Origin of the sequence: Streptacidiphilus cavernicola, assembly GCF_042510955.1 — a bacterium.
GTDB classification, from domain to species: domain Bacteria; phylum Actinomycetota; class Actinomycetes; order Streptomycetales; family Streptomycetaceae; genus Streptacidiphilus; species Streptacidiphilus cavernicola.
Map to the genome: position 1 here is coordinate 163463 of NZ_JBHFAB010000007.1, position 21691 is coordinate 185153.

Below are 21691 nucleotides of genomic sequence, written 5' to 3' on the forward strand. Positions count from 1 at the left end.
TGGAGGCTTCCTGATGCGCGATCAGGTGAGATCTCTCCAGGGGTCAGGCCCGCGGAAGGGCCGCTCTGCGTTGTACTGCGCTGCCTGCTGGTGGTTTCCGGCACTCGTTGCATAGACGGAGCCGTGATTGGCTCCGACTGCTGCTACGAGTGCCGACAGCGGTCGCTCGTCGCGCTCGATCGTCCACATCGCGGACAGATCGCTGCCTTCAAAGCCGCCAAGACCCGGCAGGGCGATGGGGGCGACGGAGGACAGGGCGGAGACGGGCATGCCGAAGCAGGCGGCCATGGGCTGACCAGTCGTTTTGATCAGGGTTGTCTTCACAATGTCCGCCTCCTCTCGGCGTGCTCGGAACCCGGCGAGCCGGGAGCCTCAATGGTCAGTTGTCTTGTCCTGCGGTCCTGCGGTGGTGCCGGACGATCTCGTTCCCTCGACCGTCTCCGGCACGCTAGTGCGCTCCGCGCTGCGGGCGCAAACTATTTTTCCAATGAGTTCTCCGGGGCGTCGCTCTCGTCCCAGTCGTCCGGAATGTCGTCCGATTCGTCCGGTTCGGAGTCGACAGGAGACTCCCCACGGCACAACGACAGCACGGCACCGCCGTACTTGTCCAGCTTCGCTCTGCCGACACCGGCGATTCCGGCCAGTTCGCCGACCGAGACCGGGGCCGCCTCGGCGATGGCGACCAGGGTCGCGTCGGTGAAGACGCAGTAGTTGGGCAGGCCCTGCGCCCGCGCCTGTTCCTGCCGCCAGTCGCGGAGCCGCTCGTGCAGGCCCTCGTCCATCTGCGAGGGGCAGCTCTCGCAGCGGCTCAGCTTGCGCTCCACCGCCTCGGTGAGCACCCGCCCGCAGACCCGGCAGCGCAGCGGCCGGCCCGCCTTGCGCAGGGCCCCGCCCGCGGCCGTCCCGCCGCCCGCCGCTGCTCCCCCGCCGTACGACCCGCCGTATGCCCCACCGCCGTGGGCCCCCCGGCCGGCGGCGCGCTGCCCGCGCGCCCCGCCGGGGGAGCCGGGGCGCAGCCCGTCCAGGAAGCGGGAGGGCTGCCGGGAGGCCCGGCCCCCCGGCGAGCGGGAGAGCGCCCAGGAGAGGAAGAGGTGCGCTCTGGCCCGGGTCACCCCGACGTAGAGCAGCCGGCGCTCCTCCTCGACCTGCTCGTCGGTCCTGGCGTAGGTGATCGGGACCATGCCCTCGGTCAGGCCGACCAGGAAGACCGCGTCCCACTCCAGGCCCTTGGCGGAGTGCAGCGAGGCCAGGGTCACCCCCTCGACCGCGGGGGCGTGCTGGGCCGCGGCCCGCCCGTCCAGCTCGGCGACGTAGGCGGCGAGGTCGGCCCGCAGCCCGGCGGTCCGCCGCTCGGCCTCGAACTCCCCGGCCAGCCGGACCAGGGCGGCCAGCGACTCCCAGCGGTCGCGGACCGCGCCCGCCCCGGCCGGCGGCAGCGCCGTGAAGCCGCGGGTCGACAGCACCGCGCGGACCTGCTCGGCCAGCGCCTCGGGCGCGCCGTCCAGCATCGGGTCACTGCTGCCCCGGGCCGCCCCGCGCAGCAGGATCCCGGCGTCGCGGACCTCGGGCCGCTCGAAGAACCGCTCCGCGCCCCTGAGCTGGTAGGGGATGCCCAGGTCGGCGAGGGCCTGCTCGTAGACCGCGGACTGGCCGTTGGTGCGGAACAGCACCGCGATCTCGCTGGCCCGGACGCCGGAGCCGAGCAGCGCCTGGATCCGCTTGGCGGTGCCCTCGGCCTCGCCCGGCTCGTCCTGGTACTCGGTGTAGGCCGGGTCCGGCCCGGCCTCGCGCTGCGAGACCAGTTCCAGCCGGTGCCGGGCGGCCTGGCCCCTGGCCTGCGCCAGCAGCCCGTTGGCCAGGTGCACCACCTGCGGGCTGGAGCGGTAGTCGCGGACCAGCTTCACCACCGTGGCGTCCGGGTGCCTCAGCCGGAAGTCCAGCAGGTAGGACGGGCTGGCCCCGGTGAAGGAGTAGATGGTCTGGCTGGCGTCGCCGACCACGCAGAGGCTGGAGCGCGGGCCGAGCCAGAGGTCGAGCAGCCGCTGCTGGAGCGGCGAGACGTCCTGGTACTCGTCCACCACGAAGTGCTGGTACTGGGCCCTGACCTGCTCGGCGACCTCGGCGCGGTCCTCCAGCACGCCGACCGCGAGCAGCAGCACGTCCTCGAAGTCGATCACCCCGCGGTCCCGCTTGACCTCCTCGTAGACCTTGTAGACCTGGCGGATCTCGGCCGGGTCGCGCGGGGCCTCCCGACCGGCCCTGCGGACCGCGGCCGGGTAGTCCTCGGGGACGGTCTGGGTGACCTTGGCCCACTCGATCTCGCCGGTGAGGTCCCGCAGCTCGGTGCGCTCCAGCCGGATCCGGCAGCGGGCGGCGGCCTCGGCCACCAGCTGGACCTTGCGCTCGACCAGCCGCGGCAGCTCGCCGCCGACCACCCGCGGCCAGAAGAACTGGAGCTGGCGCAGCGCCGCCGCGTGGAACGTCCTGGCCTGGACCCCCTCGGCGCCCAGCGCCCGCAGCCGCCCGCGCATCTCCCCCGCGGCCCGCGCGGTGAAGGTGACCGCGAGCACCCGCTGCGGCTGCATCACGCCGCTGCGGACGCCGTAGGCGATCCGGTGGGTGATCGCCCGGGTCTTGCCCGTCCCGGCGCCCGCGAGGACGCAGACGGGGCCGCTGAGGGCGGTGGCGACGGCACGCTGCTCCGGGTCGAGCCCGGCGAGCACGTCGTCGGCGTCGGCGTAGCGCGGGACGTCGCTGGGGAAGGGCTGGGAGCCCGGGAGCTGAGCCTGCATCCCCCCATCCTCTCAAGTCCCACCGTCCACCCGGGCCCGGTTGTCCACAGCCCCGGTACGACGGTATGCCCGGCCGACCCCCGGGCCCGACTCCTCGGAATGATCCGGCCCGGACGGACGTTCCAGGAGTGCCACCGGACCGACCGATCCAAGGAGTGACCCCGGATGCCCGCCACGATCACGATGTACAGCACCACCTGGTGCGGCTACTGCCGCCGGCTGAAGTCGCAGCTGGACCGGGAGGGCATCGGCTACACCGAGGTCAACATCGAGCTGGACCCGGCGTCGGCGGCGTTCGTGGAGCAGGCCAACGGCGGCAACCAGACCGTGCCGACGGTGCTGGTGGTCCCCGAGGCCGGTGAGCAGGTGGTGATGACCAACCCCAGCCTGGCCCAGGTGAAGAAGGCGGCCGGCGTCTGAAATGCCGTCATGAATGCCCCTGCCGGACGAATCACGTTCCAGCGGGGGCATTTTTTGACAGAAAAATCAGCCTTTTCTTTCGCCGAGACTGTAAAGCAGTCGATTACGGTCGGCGCAGTAGCGGGTCTCGGTCACCCGGATCGGGCCGCTCCCGGTGAACCCGGTGCGCAGCTGCACCAGTAGCGGGACGCCGGGACCGGCCTGGAACCACTGCGCCTCCTCCGGGTTCGGCATCCGCGCGGCCAGCTCGTCCACGCAGCCGACCTCGACGTGCCCGGCCGCGCCGAGCGCCACCTCGTCCCCGCCGTCCACCGGGTCCGGGTCCATCAGCGCGGTCCCGGCCGCCAGCGCCACCGGGTAGTGGCTCTCCTCGATCGCCCAGGGCTCGCCGTCCATGTGCCGCAGCACCCGGCGCAGGACCACGGCCTCACCTGCCTTGATGCGCAGCCGCTCGGTGATGTCGGTGGTCGCTCGTACGATCAGCATCTGGAAGTCCGCCGTCAGCTTCCGCCCGGCCCGCTCCGCCTCCTCGGCGTAGGCGAGCGAGGGTGCGGCCAGCGGCGTGCCCGGCGCGCCGTCCGCGGGGGAGGTGTACGCGTGGTGGTCGAGGACCGGGTGGTCCTTGAGGTAGGTGCCCTTGCCCTGGACCCGGACCAGCAGTCCCTCATTGACCAACACATCAACTGCAAGTCGGACAGTATTACGAGCGACGCCGTATTGGTTCTCCAGTTCGCTCTCGACCGGCAGGGCCTCGCCACCCTGCCATTCGCCTGCCATGATCCGACGACGAAGATCCGCGGCCAGCCGCTGGTATTTGGGGGCCTGTCCCGGGCCACGAGAAATATTCACACCGCGAATGTAGCCATTTCACTTGCGGGGCATCCGAGAAACCAGCCAACATAAGTCAAGATTGGCGCAATCCCAACTATTCCAACCACTTGCGTGCTATCGCATTCCATGCCCTGAATGCAGCAATGCCGCCGCCATGGCGGCGGTCGCATCGGGGTAGACCCGTATGTCAGCCATCTCGCACGGCCGGAGCAGCCACGATGAACAACCGGAGAGCCTGGGCCGCGATCGCCTCCTTCCCGCCGCACCCGCAGAACGTCCGCCACGCCCGGCGGATCACCAGGACCGCGCTGGCGGCCTGGGGTGCGCCCGACCTCATCGACAGCGCGGAGATGCTGGTCTCCGAACTGGTCACCAACGCCTTCCAGTACGGCCGGGGGCCGGTCGACCTGACCCTGGCCCTGACCGGCCGCAGCCTGCGGATCGCGGTCACCGACGAGGGCACCTCGCTGCCCGTGCCGAGGGAGGCCGACGCGGACGCCCAGGGCGGTCGCGGCCTGGCCATCGTCGAGCTGCTGGCCGAGAGCTGGGAGGTCGTGGTCCGGCTCACCGGGAAGACGGTGAGCTGCGTCCTGGTGCTCCAGCCGAGCGCCCCCGACCCGCAGTGGATCGGCCCCGCCGAGGAGGCCGAGCCGGTGCGGGCGGGGGCGGGCCGCGGCGTCGGGGCCGGGGCGGCACGCCGACGCCGGGTCCGCCCTTCGGGTGAACCCGGCGTCTGAAGCACCGAGGGGGCGCGCGGCCCCCTCCCGCACCTCAACTGCCGACGGGCGTTCGCGGCTACCAGCGCGCGGACTCGGGAAGGGGGCCGCCGTACCAGAGTTCGACCAGTCGACGGGCGATCGAGATCCCGGACGGCGGGAGCACCTCGCCGCTCTCCATCCCCGCCTTCAGCTCCTCTCGGCTGAACCAGCGGGCCTCGGAGAGCTCCTCGCCGTCGACGGTGATGTCGGTCGCGCCCGCGCGCCGGTCGGCCCGCGCCGTGAAGCCCAGCATCAGGCTGGACGGGAACGGCCAGGGCTGGCTGGCGACGTACGCGACCGTGGCCAGGTCGACCAGCACGCCGGCCTCCTCGGCGACCTCGCGGGCCACCGCCTGCTCCAGCGACTCCCCCGGCTCCACGAACCCGGCCAGGGTGGAGTAGCGCCCCTCCGGCCACAGCGCCTGCCGGCCGAGCAGCGCCCGGTCCTGCTCGTCGGTGACCATCATGATCACCGCCGCGTCGGTGCGCGGGTAGTGCTCGTGCGCGCAGGAGGTGCAGCGCCGCACGTGCCCGGCCGCGGCCGGGACGGTGGGGTGCCCGCAGCGCGAGCAGAAGCGGTGCGAGCGGTGCCAGTTCTCCAGCGCCACCGCGTGCACCAGCAGGCCGGCGTCCCGGTCCCGGAGCGTGGCGCCGACCTCGCGCAGCCCGGCCGGGCGGGCCTCCCCGTCCAGCCGGCCCGGCAGCGAGGCCAGCGCCAGCGCGAAGTACGCGACGCCGTCCTCGCCGGTGCCGAGGAAGTAGCGCTCGCCGCCCTCCGGGGTCTCGAAGCTGGCCAGCAGCACCAGTTCGCTGCCCTGCTCGGTGTCGACCACGAAGGCCTGGCCCTCGGCCACCGCGAGCACCCGGGTGTCCGGGTGGCTCCAGGCCGCGGCGAGCCAGGGCTCGTCCAACCGGTGCTCGGCCGCCCGGTCCACCCCGGCCCGGGACAGCGCCAGCGGCGGACGGTCGATCCGGCTGCCCGGATTCTCTGACTGCACGGTCACGCGTTACCCATCTCCCCCGCGGTCTTCCCGGCGGGCCAGTTCGCGGCGAGGTCGCCCCAGAGGTACGCCGAGGTCTCCACGCCCTTGGCCAGCAGGTCCAGTTCGACCTTCTCGTTGACCGAGTGCCAGCCGTCCGACGGGACCGAGATGCCCAGGAACAGCACCGGCGCACCCAACACGTCCTGCAGGTCGGCGGCCGGTCCGGAGCCGCCCTCGCGGGTGAACCGGATCTTCTGCTCGAACGCGCGTCCCATCGCCCGCACCACCGACTGCAGCGCCGGGTGGTCCAGCGGGGTCAGGCAGGGCCGGGTGCTGCCGGTGAAGGTGATCTCGTGGCCGATCCCGGCCGGGAGCCGGTCGGCGACCCAGTCGGCCACCGCCTGCCGCACCTTCTCCACGTCCTGCCCGGCGACCAGCCGGAACGACAGCTTGAGGTGCGCGGAGGACGGGACGATGGTCTTGCCGCCGGGGCCGGTGTAGCCGCCCCAGATGCCGTTGACCTCGGCGGTCGGCCGGGCCCAGATCCGCTCCAGGGTGCTGAAGCCCTGCTCGCCCAGGGTGGCCCGGGACTTGGCCACGCCGAGCCACTCGGCCTCGTCGAAGGGCAGTTCGGCGAACAGCTCGCGCTCCTGCGCGGTCAGCTCGACCACGCCGTCGTAGAAGCCGGGGACCGCCACCCGCCGGTCGGCGTCGTGCAGTCCGGCCACCAGCCGGGCCGCCTCGGTGGCCGGGTTGGGCACCGCGCCGCCGAAGGAGCCGGAGTGGATGTCCTGGGCCGGACCGGTCAGGTCGATCTGCAGTTCCACCATGCCGCGCATGCCGGTGCACACGGTCGGGGTCCGCTCGCCCCACATCCCGGTGTCGGAGATCATCACCACGTCCGCCGCCAACTGCTCGGCGTGCTCCCGGATCAGCGCGCCGAAGTGCGGCGAGCCCGACTCCTCCTCGCCCTCGACCAGCAGCTTGAGGTTGACCGCGGGCGTGCTGCGGCCGGTCGCGGCCAGGTGCGCGCGCACCCCCAGGGTGTGGAAGAAGACCTGCCCCTTGTCGTCGGCCGCGCCGCGCCCGTACATCCGTCCGTCGACCACCACCGGCTGGAACGGGTCGGTCACCCAGCCGTCCGCGCGGTCGGCCGGCTGGACGTCGTGGTGGCCGTAGACCAGCACGGTCGGCGCGTCCGGGTCCCCGGAGGGCCACTCGGCGAAGACCGCCGGCAGGCCGCCGTCCGCGGTCTCCCACACCTCGGCGACCGGAAAGCCGGTCGACCGCAGTCTGGCGGCGAGCCACTCCGCGGAGCGGCGCACCTCCCCGGCCCGGTCGGGGTCGGCCGAGACCGAGGGGATGCGGAGCCACTCCGCGAGTTCGTCGAGGAAGGCGGGGCGGTGCTCGGCGATGAACTCGCGGACCGCGCTGTCCGGGGAAGTCGTCATGGGGACGACTCTAGTTCGAACCCGGGACCGCCCCGGAACCGCGTCCCTCCAGCCCCCCGGCCGGAGGGACGCGAACCGGTCGGTTCAGCCCGCCCGGCGGGTGAGCACCACCCGCGAGCGGGTGAAGCCCGCCGCCAGCAGCCAGGCCAGCAGCGGCAGTCCGACCACCACCAGCGCCATCGGGCCCCAGGGCACCAGCAGCGCCGCACCCGACTTGACGTCGATCACACCGGTGCCGAAGTCGTAGGACATCGAGCCCGAGCCGCCGCCGTGGATCCGCCACAGCGCCGCCGCGGGCACCAGGCCCGCCGCGGAGCCGAGCAGCGCCCCCATCGCGGCGATCACCGCGCACTGGAAGCCGGACAGCGTGCGCCGGATCCTGGCCGCCGCGCCGACCGCCGCCAGGGTCGCCAGATCCGCCTGGGAGTCGGCCGCCGCGAGGCCGGTGGCGATCCCGGCCGCGGCGACCGCGACCACCGAGGCGGTCAGGATCAGGCCGAGCTCGATCGCGGTGGACTCGCTCTGGAAGCCGCGCTCCACCGTGATCGAGGCGTCGTCGACCCGCTCGGCGGCGGCCTGCGCCCGCTGCTCGTCGGCCTTGCCCGGCATCCGCGGCGGCAGCCAGACCGAGCCGGTCGGGTTCACCGCCATCCCCATCCGCCGGGCGGTCTCCGGGGTCATCATCCCGGTGAAGCTGCTGACGTCGCTGGAGACGGCGAAGCCGGGAGCCCGGTACGTCTTGACGCTGCCGTTGTCGTTCGGGTTGTCAGGAGCGGGCGAAATGTCGACCGAGACGGTCACCATGCCGTCGTGGCCGATCAGTTGCGGGCTGCGGACCAGCACCTTCCCCTCGGCCAGGGCCCGCACCGCGGCCGGGTCGGTGACCCCGGCCAGATTGCGCAGCGTGGTGGCGTCCCCCGCGGTCAACGCGTAGCCGCTGTAGTTCGGCCCGGTGCCGTACGCGATCCGGCAGCGCGGGTCGGTCCGGCTGAGCGCCTTGATCTCGTCGGTGCTCCAGACCCGCGCGCCCTTGGCGTAGGCCGGGCAGACCTGGTCCTCCGGCAGGCTGACCGAGGCGTAGCCGCACGGGTCGTCGCCGGTGCAGTCCGCGCCCGGTGTGGTGACCGCGCCGAAGTCGCCGCGCGGGCCGAGCCCGGGGACGCTGCGCTGCACCGCGGCCCGCTGCTGGGCCAGGTCGGCGGCCGAGGAGCTCTGCGAGACCTGCATCACCAGGGAACCGACCGGGGCCGAGGCGCTGTACCCGGCCCGCTGCTCGGCCGTGCTGCTGCCCTGGTAGGCGACCACGGCGACGGCCCCGGCGACCGCCGCCATCACCGCGGCCACGGCCGGAGCCGTCCGCCCGCGATGCCGGGCGGAGTCGCGCAGCGCCAGCCTGGGGCCGAGCGGCAGCCAGCGGCTGAGCTTCCCGAACAGGCCGACCAGGAACGGGGTGCAGGCGACCACGCCCAGTTCGGCGATCATCGAGCCGCCCATGATCGCGGCGGTCTGGTCGCCCATGCCGACGCCCAGCAGCGCCATCGCCGCACCGGCCGCGACCGCGAGCGCGCCGAGCAGGGTGAGCCGCTTGGACGGCGGCTTGACCGAGCCGCGGCCGGTCAACGAGGCCACCACATCGGCGCGGGCGGCCTGGACCGCCGGGACGATCGCCGCGAGCAGCCCGGTGAGCAGGCCGACGCAGACGATGCCGAGCAGGTCGAGCGGCTGCAGCGCGAAGCTTCCGAACCGCGCGCCGACCCGCTGCTCCAGCGGGGTCCGGCCGATGGCGACCGTCGCCGCCCCGACCACCAGGCCGAGCACGGCCCCGACCGCGCCCAGCACCACACCGCCGCCGAGCACCACGGCGCCGATCTGGGACCGGTCGCCTCCGCCCGCGGCGAGCAGCCCGAGCTGCCGGCGGGAGCGGCGCGCGCCGACCGCGAAGGCCGGTCCGGCCAGCAGCACAATCTCCAGCAGCGCCATGCCCACCACGGTCGCGGCCACGGTCACCCCGGTGGCCGAGAGCGGGACGCCGCCGTCCGCACCGCGGTCCCGGAAGTAGGGGACGGCGCTGCGCGGCGGCGGGTCGGCCAGCACCGCGCGGGAGCTGACGGTGAAGCCGAACCCGTTGGCCCTGACCACGTCGGCCCAGCCGAAGGCCGCGCCGCCGGGCAGGGTGACCAGGTAGTCCGGCTGGCTCATCGGGGCCGGGGTGCCGCCGGGAGATGCCGCCGCGGCGGCGAGCGCGGCGATGTCGGCGGGCCGCCCGACGAGCCGGTCGCTGCCCAGGTCGCTGGGGAACTCCACCACGGCGGTGATGGTCAGCGGCCGGGTGGTGCCGCGGACCGTGGTGGTGCCGCCGAGCTTCAGCCCGGTGTCGGCGAGGAACGCCGAGGTGGCCGCGACCTGGTCGGCGGCGGCCGGGGGGCGGCCCCGAAGCACCGTCACCAGGCCGTGCAGCAGCGGGTCGCCGAGGTCCAGGCCCTGCACCCGCGTGGTGGTCTGCCCGTACGCGGTGGAGACCGAGAGGTAGTCGCTCGCGTTGACCGGCGTCACCCGCGCACCCGCCGGGAGCGCCCGCGCGAGCACCTGGCCGACCGGCTCCTTCGCGACCGCCTGCTGCTGCGCCGTCGGCTTGTCGCCGCCCGGCTCATCGGTTCCGTCGTCGGGATCGGGCGCCTGCTCGACCGGCCGTCCCAGGTCGTAGACCGAGACATACGCGGCAGCCGCGCCCATCTGCCGGTCGGCGGCCTGCTGGGCGCTGAGGTGGGCACTGCGGTAGGTGACGTCGGCGGCGGTGACGCCCAGGATCGGCAGCGCGATCATGGCGACGACCAGGGCGCTGCGCCCCTTGGCGCGCAGCGCGTCTCGGCGGGCGATGCGGAGCGCCACCCGGCAGGCGGAGAGCTTCACAGCGCGTCGCCCGTCCCGAGCAGGGCCTCGGCCGCGACCGGGCCCGACTCGTCCACCAGCCTGCCGTCGCGGAGGAAGACCACGCGGTCGGCCCAGGCGGCGTGGCCCGCCTCGTGGGTGACCATCACCGCCGCGGCGCCCGCGTCGCAGCGGGCCCGCAGCACGGCGAGCACGGACTCGCCGGTGCTGGAGTCCAACGCGCCGGTGGGCTCGTCGGCCAGGACCAGTCGGCGGTCGCCGATCAGCGCGCGGGCGATGGCCACCCGCTGCTGCTGGCCGCCCGACATCTCGTCGGGGAAGCGGTCGGCGAGGTCGGCGATGCCGATCTCGGCCAGCGCGGCCAGTGCCTCGACCCGGGCCTTGCGGGCGCTCAGGCCGTCCAGCTCGCGGGGCAGCGAGACGTTCTCCGCCGCCGTCAGCGCCGGGATCAGGTTGAAGTCCTGGAACACATAGCCGATGGACCGGCGGCGGACCGCGGCCAGGTCCTTCCGTGACAGCGCGCCCAGTTCCCGGCCCTCGACCAGGACCTGGCCCGAGGTCGCCGCGTCCAGGCCGCCGGCCAGGGTGAGCAGCGTGGACTTGCCGGAGCCGCTGGGGCCCATCACCGCGACGAACTCGCCCGGCAGCACCGCCAGGTCGACCCCGCTCAGCGCGTGCACCTCGGCCGCGCCGCGGCCGTGCACCCGGGAAGCCCCCCGCAACCGGAGTATCGCCGTGTCGGCGGCCCCCGGCCCCTGCTCTGTGCTGCTGCTCATCACTGCTGTTCTTCCCCTCGTACGGTCGCTTGCGCGGCGACTCTCGCGGCGTGCCTGGTCAGGCGGGTCTCGCAGTTGTTCAACCAGTGGATCTCGGCTTCGGCCTGGTAGACCCGCTGGTCCAGGACCAGCAGCCAGGCCAGGTCCTGGCTGGAGGAGTCCGGGCGCTCCAGCGCCGCCATGGCCTTGACCTTCAGCCGGGTGAAGCCCTGCATGGCGGCCATGGTGTGCCGCCGCTGGCCCTGGACCACGGCGGTGACGTCGACGCCCGAGCCCTCCAGCGCGCCGACGGTCACCGCCATCGCCAGCTTTATCGCCAGCTCGTCGCGCGGCGGCGTGCTCCGGTCGACCGGGCTCTCGAACCAGCTGCGCAGCTCGATCCGGCCGGCGTCGGTGACGGCGTAGAAGACATGCCCCTCGGCGTCCTCGCCGTGCGGCTTCACCAGGCCGTCGCGCTCCAGCCGGCCGAGCGTGGTGTAGACCTGGCCGACGTTCAGCGGCCAGGTCGCACCGGTGCGGGCCTCGAACTCGGCGCGCAGCTGATAGCCGTAGCGCGGCCCCTGTTCGAGCAGGGCGAGCAGGCCGTGGCGGATAGACATACTGCGTATGTATACCCGGTATGCACGACCGCTTCAAGCTGCGCTGCTGACCGGTACGGGCGTTCACCCGGGGCCGATAGGTTCTGGGGGTGAGCCAACTCCGTATCGCAACGTTCAACCTGCTGCACGGTCAGCCGCTCGGCCCGGACGGCAGCCCCCTCCCCTACCCGGCCGACCCGGCCGCCCCGCTCGCCGACGCGGTGGCCGCGCTGGACGCGGACGTGCTGGCGATGCAGGAGGTCGACCGCAACCAGGAGAGATCGGGACGGGTCGACCAGACCGCGGTCGCCGCGAAGGCGCTCGGGGCCGGGGACTGGCGCTTCGCCGCCGCGCTGCACGGCCGCCCGGCGCCCGGCGCGGGCTGGATCCACGAGCCCGGGGTCCCCGGCTTCCAGGTGTACGGGCCGGACCGCGGCGGCCCCGGCGACCGGCTCCCCTCCTACGGGACCGCCCTGGTCACCCGGCTTCCGGTGCGGCACTGGCGGGCCCGGCGGTTCGCCCCCGCGCCGTTCGGACTGCCGCTGCGGGTCGCCGGACGGCGCGGCCTCACCCCCGTGCCGGACGAGCCGCGGGCCGCGGTCGCCGCGGTGCTGGAGGGGCCGGACGGCCCGTTCACCGTGGTCGCGGCCCATCTGTCGTTCGTACCCGGCTGGAACATGGGGCAGTTGGCCGGGATCCGCCGCTGGATCGCCGACCTGCCCGCGCCGTACCTGCTGCTCGGGGACTTCAACCTGATCGGCCCGGTGCCGCGGACCGTGCTCGGCGGGGCGGCGATCGTGGACGGCCTCGGCCCGGAGCGCTGGCGTGGAGCCGGCGCGGAGCGCGGACGGGAGGCCCGCGAGGCCCGGCGCGAGGCCGCCCGCGAGGCCCGGCGCGAACTGCGCGGCCGGCGGGCCCGGCGCGGGGTGTACCTGCGGTCCCGCCCGGCGGCCCAGCGCGGGCAGCTGCCGCGCCGGGCGCTGCTGCAGGGCTGGCACGACCTGGCCAGGACGCCGACCTATCCGGCGCACCGGCCCTCGGTGCAGTTCGACCACGTGCTGGCGGTGGGCGTGCCGCGCAGCGCGGTGCAGGGCACCGGCACCCCGGCCCTGGGCGTCTCCGACCACCGCCCGCTGGTGGTCGAGCTGGAGCTGTGACGGCCCGTCAGTGCTGCGGCGGCGTCCGGTCGGTCCGGTGCGCCCGCTGCGGGCGTGCGCCCGGTCCGCGGCGCGGGCGGCCGACGAAGCCCAGCCCGCCGTGGCCGCCGTCACCGCCGCCCGCGCCGTTGCGGGAGGCAGGGACCGCGGGCGGCTGCGGGCCGCCGCCCACGCCCCGGCCGACCCCGAGGCCCTCCCCGGCCGGCCGCGGCAGCGGCGGCGCGTACTGGAGCAGCAGCATCGCCGCGTCGTCGCCGAGCTGGCGGCCGACGTGGCGGCGCACGTCCTGGTGCACCCGGGCCAGCACCTGGTCCGGGTCGTCGCCGGCGGCGCAGTCCGGCAGCCGCTCGGCCAGCGGGTAGAACACGCCCCAGCGGTCGCGGGCCTCGATCACCCCGTCGGTGAACAGCAGCACCCGGTCGCCGTCCAGCAGCGGCAGTTCCAGCACCGGCGGGGCGACCTGGTCCGGCTCCAGCACGCCCAGCGGAGGCACCGGCCAGGCCGGGTCCAGCGCCCGCACCGGTGCCCCGGGGCGGAGCAGCAGCGGCGAGGGGTGGCCGCAGTTGACGATCTCGGCCACCCGGTCCGGGCGGACGCTCACCAGCGCCAGGGTGACGAACTCCTCCTCGGTGCCCTCGTGGTCGTTCTCGTGCAGCGCCCGGTGCAGGCTGTCCGCCAGCCATGCCGCGACCCGGTCCAACTGCGGCTCCTGGTGCGCCGCCTCGCGAAAAGCGCCGAGCACGGCAGCCGCGGTCTCCACCGCCTCCAGGCCCTTGCCGCGGACGTCGCCGATCACCGCGCGGACGCCCCAGCGGGTCTGCACCACCTCGTAGAGGTCGCCGCCGATCCTGGCGTGCGCCGCCGCCGCGGCGTAGTGGACGGCGGTGCGCACCGGTCCGATCCGGGCCGGGATCGAACGCAGCAGCACCCGTTGGGCGACCTCGGAGACCAGCCGGGCGTCGGCCAGCGCCCGGGTCTGCCGGTTCCGCAGCAGCACGCTGGTCGCGCCGATCAGCGCGATCAGCACGATCGCGAACACACTGGCGGAGTGGACCGACTGGCCCAGGGTGTGGTCGTAGGCGGCGAGGCCGAAGGCGGCGCCGACGGTGGCCGCGCCCACGCCGAGCGGGTACCAGGTCCGGTCGGTGACGACGGCGGCGAGGGCGGGCCCCGCGGTGAGGGCCGGTTCGAAGGTCCGGTCGGGGTTGCCGCTGGAGAGGTCGATGGCGATCACCAGGACGATGCCCAGGAAGGGCAGCATCCCCACGATGCGGCCCCAGCCGATCAGCTGACGAATCCTTCCGGCAACACTCAACTCGCCACTTCTCTCACTAGGCCGAAGTTGACTGGTTACTGACTCCACATTAGGCACGAAAAGGACAAGCTGCACAGCCTTTTCACGAATGTTCCGTGTCCTCTACACCCATGGACAGCCCGTTTGGCGTAACGCCTGTCATCAGCTGTTCCAGCTGTTCCCGGCCGGGCAGACGGTCCGGACGCACCACGCTGCCGCTGCGCACGTAGAGGAACGCCGCGGAGACCCGCTCCAGCGCCACCCCCGCCGACTCGGCCCAGGCCAGCCGGTAGACGGCGAGCTGCAACGGGTCCGCGGTCTGCTGCCGGCTGGTCTTCCAGTCGACCACCTCGAACCCGCCGTCACCGGTGCGGTAGACGGCGTCGATCCGGCCACGCACCACCCGCCCCGCCAGCAGCAGCTGGAACGGCGCCTCCACCCGGTACGGGGTGCGCGCGGCGTAAGGGGTGCGCAGGAAAGCCTCCTTGAGCCGGGCCAGATCCCGTTCGTCCTCGATCCCGTCGTCCTCCGCGCCCGGAAGTTCGTCCGCGCCGAGCAGCATCAGCGGCTCGAACCGCGCCTCCACCCAGGCGTGGAAGCGGGTGCCGCGGCGCGCGGCCGGCTGCGGCGGACGCGGCATCGGCCGGGCCAGCTCCCGGGCGAAGCCCTCCGGGTCGGCGGCGAGCCGCAGCAGCTGGGAGGCGGTCAGCGAGGCGGGCAGCGGGACGTCCCTGACCGTGCGCCGGGCCCGCAGCAGCTCACCGGCCAGGGCGTCCAGGTCGCGGTCCCAGGAGGCCACGACCCGCGCCTCCTCCGGGACCAGACCGCCTCCTGACGGATCGTCGAACGCCTCGTCGTAGGGCCCTTCGTCCCACACCTCGTCCGGCGGCTCCGCGGCCTCCGCGGCCGTGGACTCCGCCAGCCCGGCGAGCACCCGCAGCCCCACCTCGCGGCGGGCCGCCTGCGCCGCCGGGTCCAGCGGCAGCGGCCAGACCTGCTCCGGGCCGCGGCTGAGCGACGGGTTCTCGGCGTCCTCGGCCGGGGCGTCCGCCCAGACCTCGATCTCGCCGCCGGTCCCGCGCTCGCAGTACCCGCGCAGCTCCTCCAGGAACGCGGAGGGCCCGCGGCGGCGCTTCTGGGCCGGCCCCCACCAGTGCCCCGAGGCCAACAGCAGCTCCCGCGGCCGGGTGAAGGCGACATAGCCGAGCCGCAGCTCCTCGGTCTCCGCGTGCTGCTTCATCGCGGCAGCGAACTGCTTCATCCCGGCGGCGTTCCACCGCGGCGTCCCGGGCAGCGTCGCCCCGTCCCCGCGCAGCTCGTGCGGCAGCGCCTCGGGCCTGCTGGTCCACCGCTCCCGCCCGCGCTCGCCCGGGAACACCCCCTTGGCCAGGCCGGGGACGGCCACCACGTCCCACTCCAGGCCCTTGGACCGGTGCGCGGTGAGCACCTTCACGGTGTCGTCGCCGCCGGGCAGGCTGTTGTCCAGGCCGCGGTCGAACTCCTGGGCCGCGCGCAGGAAGCCGAGGAACGCGGACAGCGACGGGTCGCCGTCCAGGTCGGCGAACCCGGCCGCGACGTCGAGAAAGGCATGCAGGGTCTCCCGGCGGCGGGCGGCCAGCGCGTGCGGCGAGGCCGACAGCTCGACTTCGAGGCCGGTCACCGCCAGCACCCGGTGCAGCACGTCCATCAGCGGTTCGGCCAGCGCCCGGCGCAGCTCGCGTATCTCGGCGGCGAGGGCGGCGAAGCGGGCCCTGGCCTCGTCCGAGAACGGCAGCTCCCGGCCGTCGGCCGGGTCGGGGTGCAGGAACGTCTCCAGCGCGTCGGCCAGCGAGACCACCTCGGTCGGGTCGGTGCCCGCGACCGCCCCGGCCAGCCGGTCCCCGTCCTCCCCGCCCCGGGCGACCCGGACCAGGTCGGCGGCGCGGCGGCCGAGCAGCGCCAGGTCGCGCGGGCCGATCCGCCAGCGCGGGCCGACCAGCAGCCGGACCAGCGCCGCGTTGGCGGTCGGGTCCTGCAGCACCTCGCAGACCGAGACCAGGTCGGCGACCTCGGGCAGGTCGAGCAGCCCGGACAGGCCGACCACCTCCACCGGGACGTCCCGGGCCACCAGCGCGGCGTGGATGTCCGGGAAGTACTCGCGGCCGGCCCGGCAGAGCACCGCGATCCGGCCCGGCGGCACCCCGCCGCGGTGCACCAGGTGCGCGACGGAGTCGGCCAGCCAGGCCACCTCCTGCTCGTAGGTCTCCAGCAGGGCGCAGCGGGAGAAGCCGTCGTGCTCGGCGCCGGGGGCGGGGCGCAGCGCCTCGACCCCCTCGTGCATCTCCCGCAGCGGCGCGGCCAGGGTGTTGGCGAAGTCCAGCAGCCGGCCGCCGCTGCGGCGGTTCTCGCTGAGCGAGTAGCGGGCGGCCGGGCCGCCGTCCGCCGCCGGGAAGTGCCGGGGGAAGTCGTCCAGGTTGGCGACGGACGCGCCGCGCCAGCCGTAGACGGCCTGGCAGGGGTCGCCGACCGCGGTCACCGGATGGCCGCCGCCGTGGTGCTCGCTCCGGCCGAACAGCCCTGCCAGCAGCAGCCGTTGGGCCACCGAGGTGTCCTGGTACTCGTCCAGCAGCACCACCCGGTACTGCTCCCGCAGCAGCCGTCCGACCTCGGGGCTGCCCTGGGCGAGCCGGGCGCAGGCGGCGATCTGGTCGCCGAAGTCCATCAGCCCCGCCTCCTGCTTGCGGCGGCGGTAGCGGCGGACCAGGTCGGCCAGCGCGATCCGGGCGGCGGCGGTCTGCGGCACCTTGCGCAGCTCGTCGTTGCTGAGCCTGGCCCGCCCCAACTCGTCCAGCAGCGCGGTGTCGTAGTCGGTGAGCGCGTCCGGGTCGACCAGATGCTCCGCCAGCTCCCCGTCCAGGGTCAGCAGTTGGGCAATCAGTGTGGAGAAGCCGCCGGTCAGCGCCGGGTAGGGGCCGGGGGCCTGGCGCAGCACCCGGGCCGCCAGCTGGTAGCGGGTGGCGTCGGCGAGCAGCCGGACGTCGGGTTCGAGACCGATCCGCAGGCCGTGGTCCTTGAGCAGCCGTCCGGCGAAGGCGTGGTACGTGGAGATCTCCGGCTCGCCGGGCACGTCCTCGGACGGCAGCGGGTCCAGCTCCACCACCCCGGCCTGCACCAGCGCCCGACGCACCCGCTCGGCCAGCTCCCCGGCCGCCTTGTTGGTGAAGGTCAGCCCCAGCACCTGCTCCGGCCGCACCTGCCCGGTGCCGACCAGCCAGACCACCCGGGCCGCCATCACCGTGGTCTTGCCGGAGCCCGCGCCCGCGACGATCACCGCGGGGGCCAGCGGCGCGGTGACCGCGCCCAGCTGCTCCGCGGTGAAGGGGATCCCGAGCAGCTGTTTCAGCTGGTCCGGACGGTCGATGACAGGGCTCACCCCGGAAACGCTAGCGGTCGCCGCCGACAGCCGGGGCCACGACCGGGATGAGCCCGGTCACTCCACGACCTGGCGGCCCTCCGGCTGGCCGCTGCAACTGCGGCGGAAGGAGCAGTGCTCGCAGCCGGGGCCGACGCCGGGGGTGAAGCGCTCGTTGACGATCCGGTCGGCGGCCTCGGCGAGCAGGTCCTCGATCCAGCCGGGGTCGCCGCGCAGCGAGGGCTGCGGCTGCACCTTGGGGCTGTCCTCCCGGCCCCGGCCCGCGATCTGCCGCAGCTGCACCAGCTCCGCGCCGCCCGGCTCGGCCGGCTCCCCGGCGAACGCCTCAAGCCCGTCCACCGCGCCCTCGGCGACCGCCAGCTGGTACACCCCGAGCTGCGGGTGGGTCAGCAGCTCCGGGCCGCTGACCACGGTCCGCCCGGTCTTGAAGTCGACCACGAAGGCGGCCCCGCTGGCGGTGTCCCGCTCGACCCGGTCCATGCTGCCGCGGATCCGGATCAGGTGGTCGCCCACCTTCAGCTCCACCTCGAACGGGTGCTCGGTCGCCACCGGGACCCGGCCGCGCTCGCTCGCGTGCCAGCTCAGGAAGCGCTCCAGGGCGGCCCTGGCCTCGCCCTTCTGCTGCTCGGACTTCCACGGGGCGTCGAAGGCCAGCGCGTCCCAGACCGTGTCCAGGCGCTCCATCAGCACGCCCAGGTCGGCTGGGGTCCGCCCGGAGCCGACCTCCTCGGCCAGCACGTGCAGGACGTTGCCGAAGCCCTGCGCCCCGCTGGACGCCTGCTCCGCGTGCACCTCACGGCCGAGGAACCAGCGCAGCCCGCAGCTGTTCACCGCGTCCAGGGCGCTGCCGGAGAGCGCCAGCGGCTCCCCCGGGTCGCGGACCGGGACCGCGTTCTCGGTGCTGTCGGCCATCCCCCACCAGCGCCGCGGATGCGCCGCCGGGACCAGCGGGTAGCCGTCGTCGTCCACCAGCGCGGCCAGCCGGACCAGCCGCCGGGTCGCCGCGTCGCGCAGCCCCGGCGTCCGGGACGGGTCCACCGCGACCGCCCGCAGCTCGGCCACCAGCGCGGCGACCGCGAGCGGACGGCGCGGGCGGTGGGCCACGTCCTCGACCAGCACCGCCGGGGTCCGGCTGCCGTCCGCGGCCTCCCGGTACAGCTCGCGCAGGAAGCGCGAGGGCTCGTCGCCGTCCTCGGCCGGGGCCTTCACCGCGGTGACGATCAGCCGCTCGCTGGCCCGGGTCGCGGCGACGTAGAACAGCCGGCGCTCCTCGGACAGCAGCGCGCCCGGGGTGAGCGGCTCGGCCAGGCCGTCCCGGCCGATCCGGTCCGCCTCCAGCAGCGAGCCGCGGCGGCGCAGGTCGGGCCACAGGCCCTCCTGCACCCCGGCGACCACGACCACCCGCCACTCCAGCCCCTTGGACCGGTGCGCGGTCAGCAGCCGCACCGCGTCCGGGCGGACGGTCCGTCCGGACAGGGTGTCCGCGGCGATGTCCTGCCGCTCCAGCTCGGCCAGGAAGTTCAGCGCCCCACGCGGGCCCTTGACCCGCTCCTCCGCCCTGGCGGCGGTCTCGAACAGGGCGCAGACCGCGTCCAGGTCCCGGTCGGCGTTCCGCCCGGCCGTGCCGGGACGCAGCGCCGCGGCCTCCAGTCGGCGGCGCCAGCGCTCGGAGCCGTCCCACAGCGCCCACAGCGCGTCCTCGGCGGACGCGCCCCCGGCGACCATCTCGCGGACCTTGCGGAGCAACTGCCCCAGCTGCAGCGCCCGCCCGGCGAACGACCGGTCCAGCGCCACCAGCCGCTCCGGCTCGGCCAGCGCCTCCCGGACCAGCACCTCCCCGGCCCGCACCGCGCGCGCCGCGACCGCGGGGGCCCCGCCGTCTTCGTCGCCCTCGGCGCCGTCCTCCGCGCCGCCGGGGGGTTCCGCCGACAGCCGCAGCGCCGCCCGCTCCTCCTCCCGCAGGGCCCGGCCGAGACGGCGCAGGTCGGAGCCGTCGAGCCCGCCGAGCGGCCCGGTGAGCAGGGTGTGCGCCAGCTCCACCGTGAGCGGGTCCTCCGGGTACGGGCCGTCCTCTAGCTCCGGCCCGCGCTCCGGCTCCCGCCCGTCCGCCCGGGGCGCCGTCGCGAGACGGTCCCGCACCGCGCCGACCGCGCACACCCGCAGCGCGGCCAGCAGCGGCGCGACCGCCGGTTCGGCGTGCAGCGGCAGGTCGTCGCCGTCGACCTCCAGCGGCACCCCGGCCGAGCCCAGCGCCCGCCGGAAGCCGGGGATGGACCGCCCGCCCGCCCGGACCAGCACCGCCATCTCGCTCCACGGCACCCCCTGCTCCAGATGCGCCCGGCGCAGCAGGTCGGCGATGTTGTCGATCTCGGAACCGGGGGTCGGGTAGGTGTACACCTCGACCCGTCCGCCGTCCCGGCCCGGACCCGGCAGCAGCCCGCGGTGCTGCGCCAGCGCCGCGGCCGGGAGCCGTCCCATCGGCATCCGCTCGGCGAGGGTCCGGGTCGCCGCCAGCAGCAGCGCCCCGGAGCGCCGGGACACCCGCAGCACCCGGATCTCCGCCGGACGGCCGTCCGCCCGCGGGAAGGCGTGCGGGAAGTCGAGGATGCCGTTGACGTCCGCGCCGCGGAAGGCGTAGATCGACTGGTCCGGGTCGCCGACCGCGACCAGCTCCCGGCCGTCCCCGGCCAGCGCGCGCAGCAGCCGGACCTGGGCCGGGTCGGTGTCCTGGTACTCGTCGACGAACACCACCCGGTACTGGCTCCGCAACTGCTCGCGCACCCCCGGCCGCTCGGCCAGCAGCACCGCCCGGTGCACCAGTTCGGCGTAGTCCAGCACGCCCTGACCGTCCATCACGTCCAGGTACTCGGCCAGGAAGTCGGCCGCCGCGCGCCAGTCCGGACGGCCGACCCCGTCGGCGAAGCGGCGCAGCTCCTCGTCGCCGATGCCCAGCTCGCGGGCCCTGGCCAGCACCGCGCGGACCTCGTCGGCAAAGCCGCGGGTGGTCAGGCAGGCGCGCAGCTCGTCCGGCCAGCGGATGCCCAGGCCGCTGCGGGCGTCCTCGGCCCCGCCCGCCAGCAGGTCGCGGACCATCACGTCCTGCTCCGGTCCCGACAGCAGCCGGATCGGGTCGGCGAACAGCTCGGCGTCCTGGTGCGCCCGGACCAGGGCGTAGCAGAAGGAGTGGAAGGTGGTCGCCTGCGGGACGCCGCGCCCGGCCGTGGCGGGATCGGCGCCGGCCCGCGCGGTCATCCGGTCCCGCAACTCCACCGCCGCCTTGCGGCTGAAGGTGAGCACCAGCACCTGCTCCGGCGCGACCCCCTCCGCGAGCCGCCGGGTGACCGCCTCGACCAGCGTGGTGGTCTTGCCCGTCCCGGGGCCCGCCAGCACCAGCAGCGGACCGCCCCGGTGGTCCGCCACGGCCTGCTGGTACGCGTCCAGCACCGGCGGGACGGGCGTCGCGACCGGCTCGCGCACCAGCCGGTACGCGCCCCCGCGCACGGTGGTGCCGGGCTGCGGCGACGGCGCGGACAGGAGCGGGGCGTCGGACGGGGGCGGTGCGTCGGGCTGCGGGGCGGGCTGCGGGGTGGTCATGGGGGCCGGTCCAGGGGAGGTACAGGGACACGCAGGGGGTCAACGGGATCTCAGGCGTCACCCGCTACCGCGAGCCTACGATCCTCCCCCGTCAATCACCCTGCTGTCCCCGGTTCACCGGAATCGCCCCGCGACCCGTCCGACCGTCCGCCATGACCTGCTACCGCCCGTCCCAGCGGGCCCGGGAGAGGTCCACCCGGGGCAGGTCCTCGGCCGCGGCCGAGCCCCGGGCCGGGCCGCGACCGCGCACGCTGCGCAACGGGGTGCCCTCGGCCCGGTACTGCTCCAGCGCCCGCAGCTCATGCCCCGGCAGCATCGCGCCGTCCGCCCGCACCACCCGCCACCAGGGCACCACCGCCCCGTACAGCGCCATCACCCGGCCGACCTGGCGCGGCCCGCCCTCCCGTCGCCCGGCCGCCACTCCTATCGGAATCGCTTCGCTCTCCCCCTCCGTCGCCAGGTACTCGGCGACGTCACCGTAGGTCATCACCCGGCCCGGGGGGATCCGCTCGGTCAGCTCCAGCACCCGTTCGGCGAAGGGCGGCAGCTCGCCAGGACCCTGCTCCGGCACCTCGTCATCGCTCACCCCAGGCATTCTGTCCCACCCCGCTGACACCGGGACCCGCACCGCCACCACCCGTGCCGACACGTCCGAGTGGCGCGCTCGTGGAACCTCCTCGCTCACCCGAGCGGAGGAATGTAGCATCCGGCCAGGACCCGCACAGGGAGTCCATCGGAGCGGCGGGACGAAGCAGGA

The 21691-nt window shown here is 74.9% G+C and carries 15 protein-coding genes; 3 read left to right on the top strand and 12 right to left on the bottom strand.

Features of this window, described 5'->3' with window-relative positions; genetic code table 11:
• Positions 1-21 precede the first annotated feature (21 nt).
• Together ACEZDE_RS12035 and ACEZDE_RS12040 are read right to left on the bottom strand one after the other, a co-directional pair.
• Positions 22-324, bottom strand: a complete 303-nt coding sequence (locus tag ACEZDE_RS12035; RefSeq protein WP_380535431.1) for a hypothetical protein — start codon at positions 322-324, stop codon at positions 22-24.
• 152 nt (positions 325-476) lie between these two features.
• On the bottom strand, positions 477-2792 hold the full coding sequence (locus ACEZDE_RS12040; protein ID WP_380535432.1) for an ATP-dependent DNA helicase UvrD2: 2316 nt from the start codon (positions 2790-2792) through the stop codon (positions 477-479).
• Positions 2793-2957: 165 nt separating this feature from the next.
• Here ACEZDE_RS12040 and ACEZDE_RS12045 point away from each other — a divergent pair, with 165 nt between their 5' ends.
• Positions 2958-3212 (top strand): glutaredoxin domain-containing protein, encoded by a 255-nt coding sequence (locus tag ACEZDE_RS12045; RefSeq protein WP_380535433.1) that lies wholly within the window; start codon positions 2958-2960, stop codon positions 3210-3212.
• Positions 3213-3278: 66 nt separating this feature from the next.
• Here the strand turns inward: ACEZDE_RS12045 and ACEZDE_RS12050 are convergent, their stop codons facing one another.
• Positions 3279-4061: a GntR family transcriptional regulator gene (locus ACEZDE_RS12050; RefSeq protein WP_380535434.1), complete on the bottom strand. Its 783-nt coding sequence runs from the start codon at positions 4059-4061 to the stop codon at positions 3279-3281.
• A gap of 200 nt (positions 4062-4261) precedes the next feature.
• On the opposite strand from ACEZDE_RS12050, the gene ACEZDE_RS12055 reads away from it, so the two are divergent.
• Positions 4262-4780 (top strand): ATP-binding protein, encoded by a 519-nt coding sequence (locus ACEZDE_RS12055; RefSeq protein ID WP_380535436.1) that lies wholly within the window; start codon positions 4262-4264, stop codon positions 4778-4780.
• 58 nt (positions 4781-4838) lie between these two features.
• Here the strand turns inward: ACEZDE_RS12055 and nudC are convergent, their stop codons facing one another.
• From nudC to ACEZDE_RS12080, 5 genes are all read right to left on the bottom strand, one after another.
• A complete protein-coding gene (gene nudC, locus ACEZDE_RS12060) occupies positions 4839-5804 on the bottom strand; it encodes an NAD(+) diphosphatase (protein WP_380535438.1) in 966 nt (321 codons plus the stop codon).
• Positions 5801-7234, bottom strand: coding sequence for a dipeptidase (locus ACEZDE_RS12065; RefSeq protein ID WP_380535440.1), 1434 nt, complete (start codon positions 7232-7234; stop codon positions 5801-5803). The genes nudC and ACEZDE_RS12065 overlap by 4 nt, the downstream gene beginning before the upstream one ends.
• 84 nt (positions 7235-7318) lie before the next feature.
• On the bottom strand, positions 7319-10144 hold the full coding sequence (locus ACEZDE_RS12070; protein WP_380535441.1) for an FtsX-like permease family protein: 2826 nt from the start codon (positions 10142-10144) through the stop codon (positions 7319-7321).
• Positions 10141-10899 carry an ABC transporter ATP-binding protein gene (locus ACEZDE_RS12075; protein WP_380535443.1) on the bottom strand — a complete coding sequence of 253 codons (759 nt, stop codon included), beginning with the start codon at positions 10897-10899 and terminating at the stop codon, positions 10141-10143. The genes ACEZDE_RS12070 and ACEZDE_RS12075 overlap by 4 nt, the downstream gene beginning before the upstream one ends.
• The gene (locus ACEZDE_RS12080; RefSeq protein ID WP_380535445.1) at positions 10899-11498 is read right to left on the bottom strand and encodes a PadR family transcriptional regulator; all 600 of its coding nucleotides are present in this window, start codon (positions 11496-11498) and stop codon (positions 10899-10901) included. The genes ACEZDE_RS12075 and ACEZDE_RS12080 overlap by 1 nt, the downstream gene beginning before the upstream one ends.
• Before the next feature lie 89 nt (positions 11499-11587).
• Between ACEZDE_RS12080 and ACEZDE_RS12085 the strand changes: the two genes are divergently transcribed.
• A complete protein-coding gene (locus tag ACEZDE_RS12085; protein WP_380535446.1) occupies positions 11588-12634 on the top strand; it encodes an endonuclease/exonuclease/phosphatase family protein in 1047 nt (348 codons plus the stop codon).
• A 7-nt stretch (positions 12635-12641) separates the two neighbouring features.
• On the opposite strand, the gene ACEZDE_RS12090 is transcribed toward ACEZDE_RS12085, so the two are convergent.
• The 4 genes from ACEZDE_RS12090 to ACEZDE_RS12105 form a co-directional block, all read right to left on the bottom strand.
• Positions 12642-13949, bottom strand: coding sequence for a PP2C family protein-serine/threonine phosphatase (locus ACEZDE_RS12090; protein ID WP_380535448.1), 1308 nt, complete (start codon positions 13947-13949; stop codon positions 12642-12644).
• A gap of 82 nt (positions 13950-14031) precedes the next feature.
• On the bottom strand, positions 14032-17340 hold the full coding sequence (locus ACEZDE_RS12095) for an ATP-dependent helicase (protein WP_380535450.1): 3309 nt from the start codon (positions 17338-17340) through the stop codon (positions 14032-14034).
• Positions 17341-17397: 57 nt separating this feature from the next.
• On the bottom strand, positions 17398-20934 hold the full coding sequence (locus ACEZDE_RS12100) for an ATP-dependent helicase (protein WP_380535452.1): 3537 nt from the start codon (positions 20932-20934) through the stop codon (positions 17398-17400).
• A gap of 160 nt (positions 20935-21094) precedes the next feature.
• Complete coding sequence (locus ACEZDE_RS12105) at positions 21095-21520, bottom strand: MGMT family protein (protein WP_380535454.1); 426 nt, start codon at positions 21518-21520, stop codon at positions 21095-21097.
• Positions 21521-21691: the final 171 nt, after the last annotated feature.

Bases quoted from the DNA above. Each gene is read 5' to 3' on its own strand.
- ACEZDE_RS12080 (WP_380535445.1), bottom strand. From the start codon at position 11,498: ATGTCTATCCGCCACGGCCTGCTCGCCCTGCTCGAACAGGGGCCGCGC.
- ACEZDE_RS12045 (WP_380535433.1), top strand. From the start codon at position 2,958: ATGCCCGCCACGATCACGATGTACAGCACCACCTGGTGCGGCTACTGC.
- ACEZDE_RS12075 (WP_380535443.1), bottom strand. From the start codon at position 10,899: ATGAGCAGCAGCACAGAGCAGGGGCCGGGGGCCGCCGACACGGCGATA.
- ACEZDE_RS12065 (WP_380535440.1), bottom strand. From the start codon at position 7,234: ATGACGACTTCCCCGGACAGCGCGGTCCGCGAGTTCATCGCCGAGCAC.
- ACEZDE_RS12040 (WP_380535432.1), bottom strand. From the start codon at position 2,792: ATGCAGGCTCAGCTCCCGGGCTCCCAGCCCTTCCCCAGCGACGTCCCG.
- ACEZDE_RS12100 (WP_380535452.1), bottom strand. From the start codon at position 20,934: ATGACCACCCCGCAGCCCGCCCCGCAGCCCGACGCACCGCCCCCGTCC.
- ACEZDE_RS12055 (WP_380535436.1), top strand. From the start codon at position 4,262: ATGAACAACCGGAGAGCCTGGGCCGCGATCGCCTCCTTCCCGCCGCAC.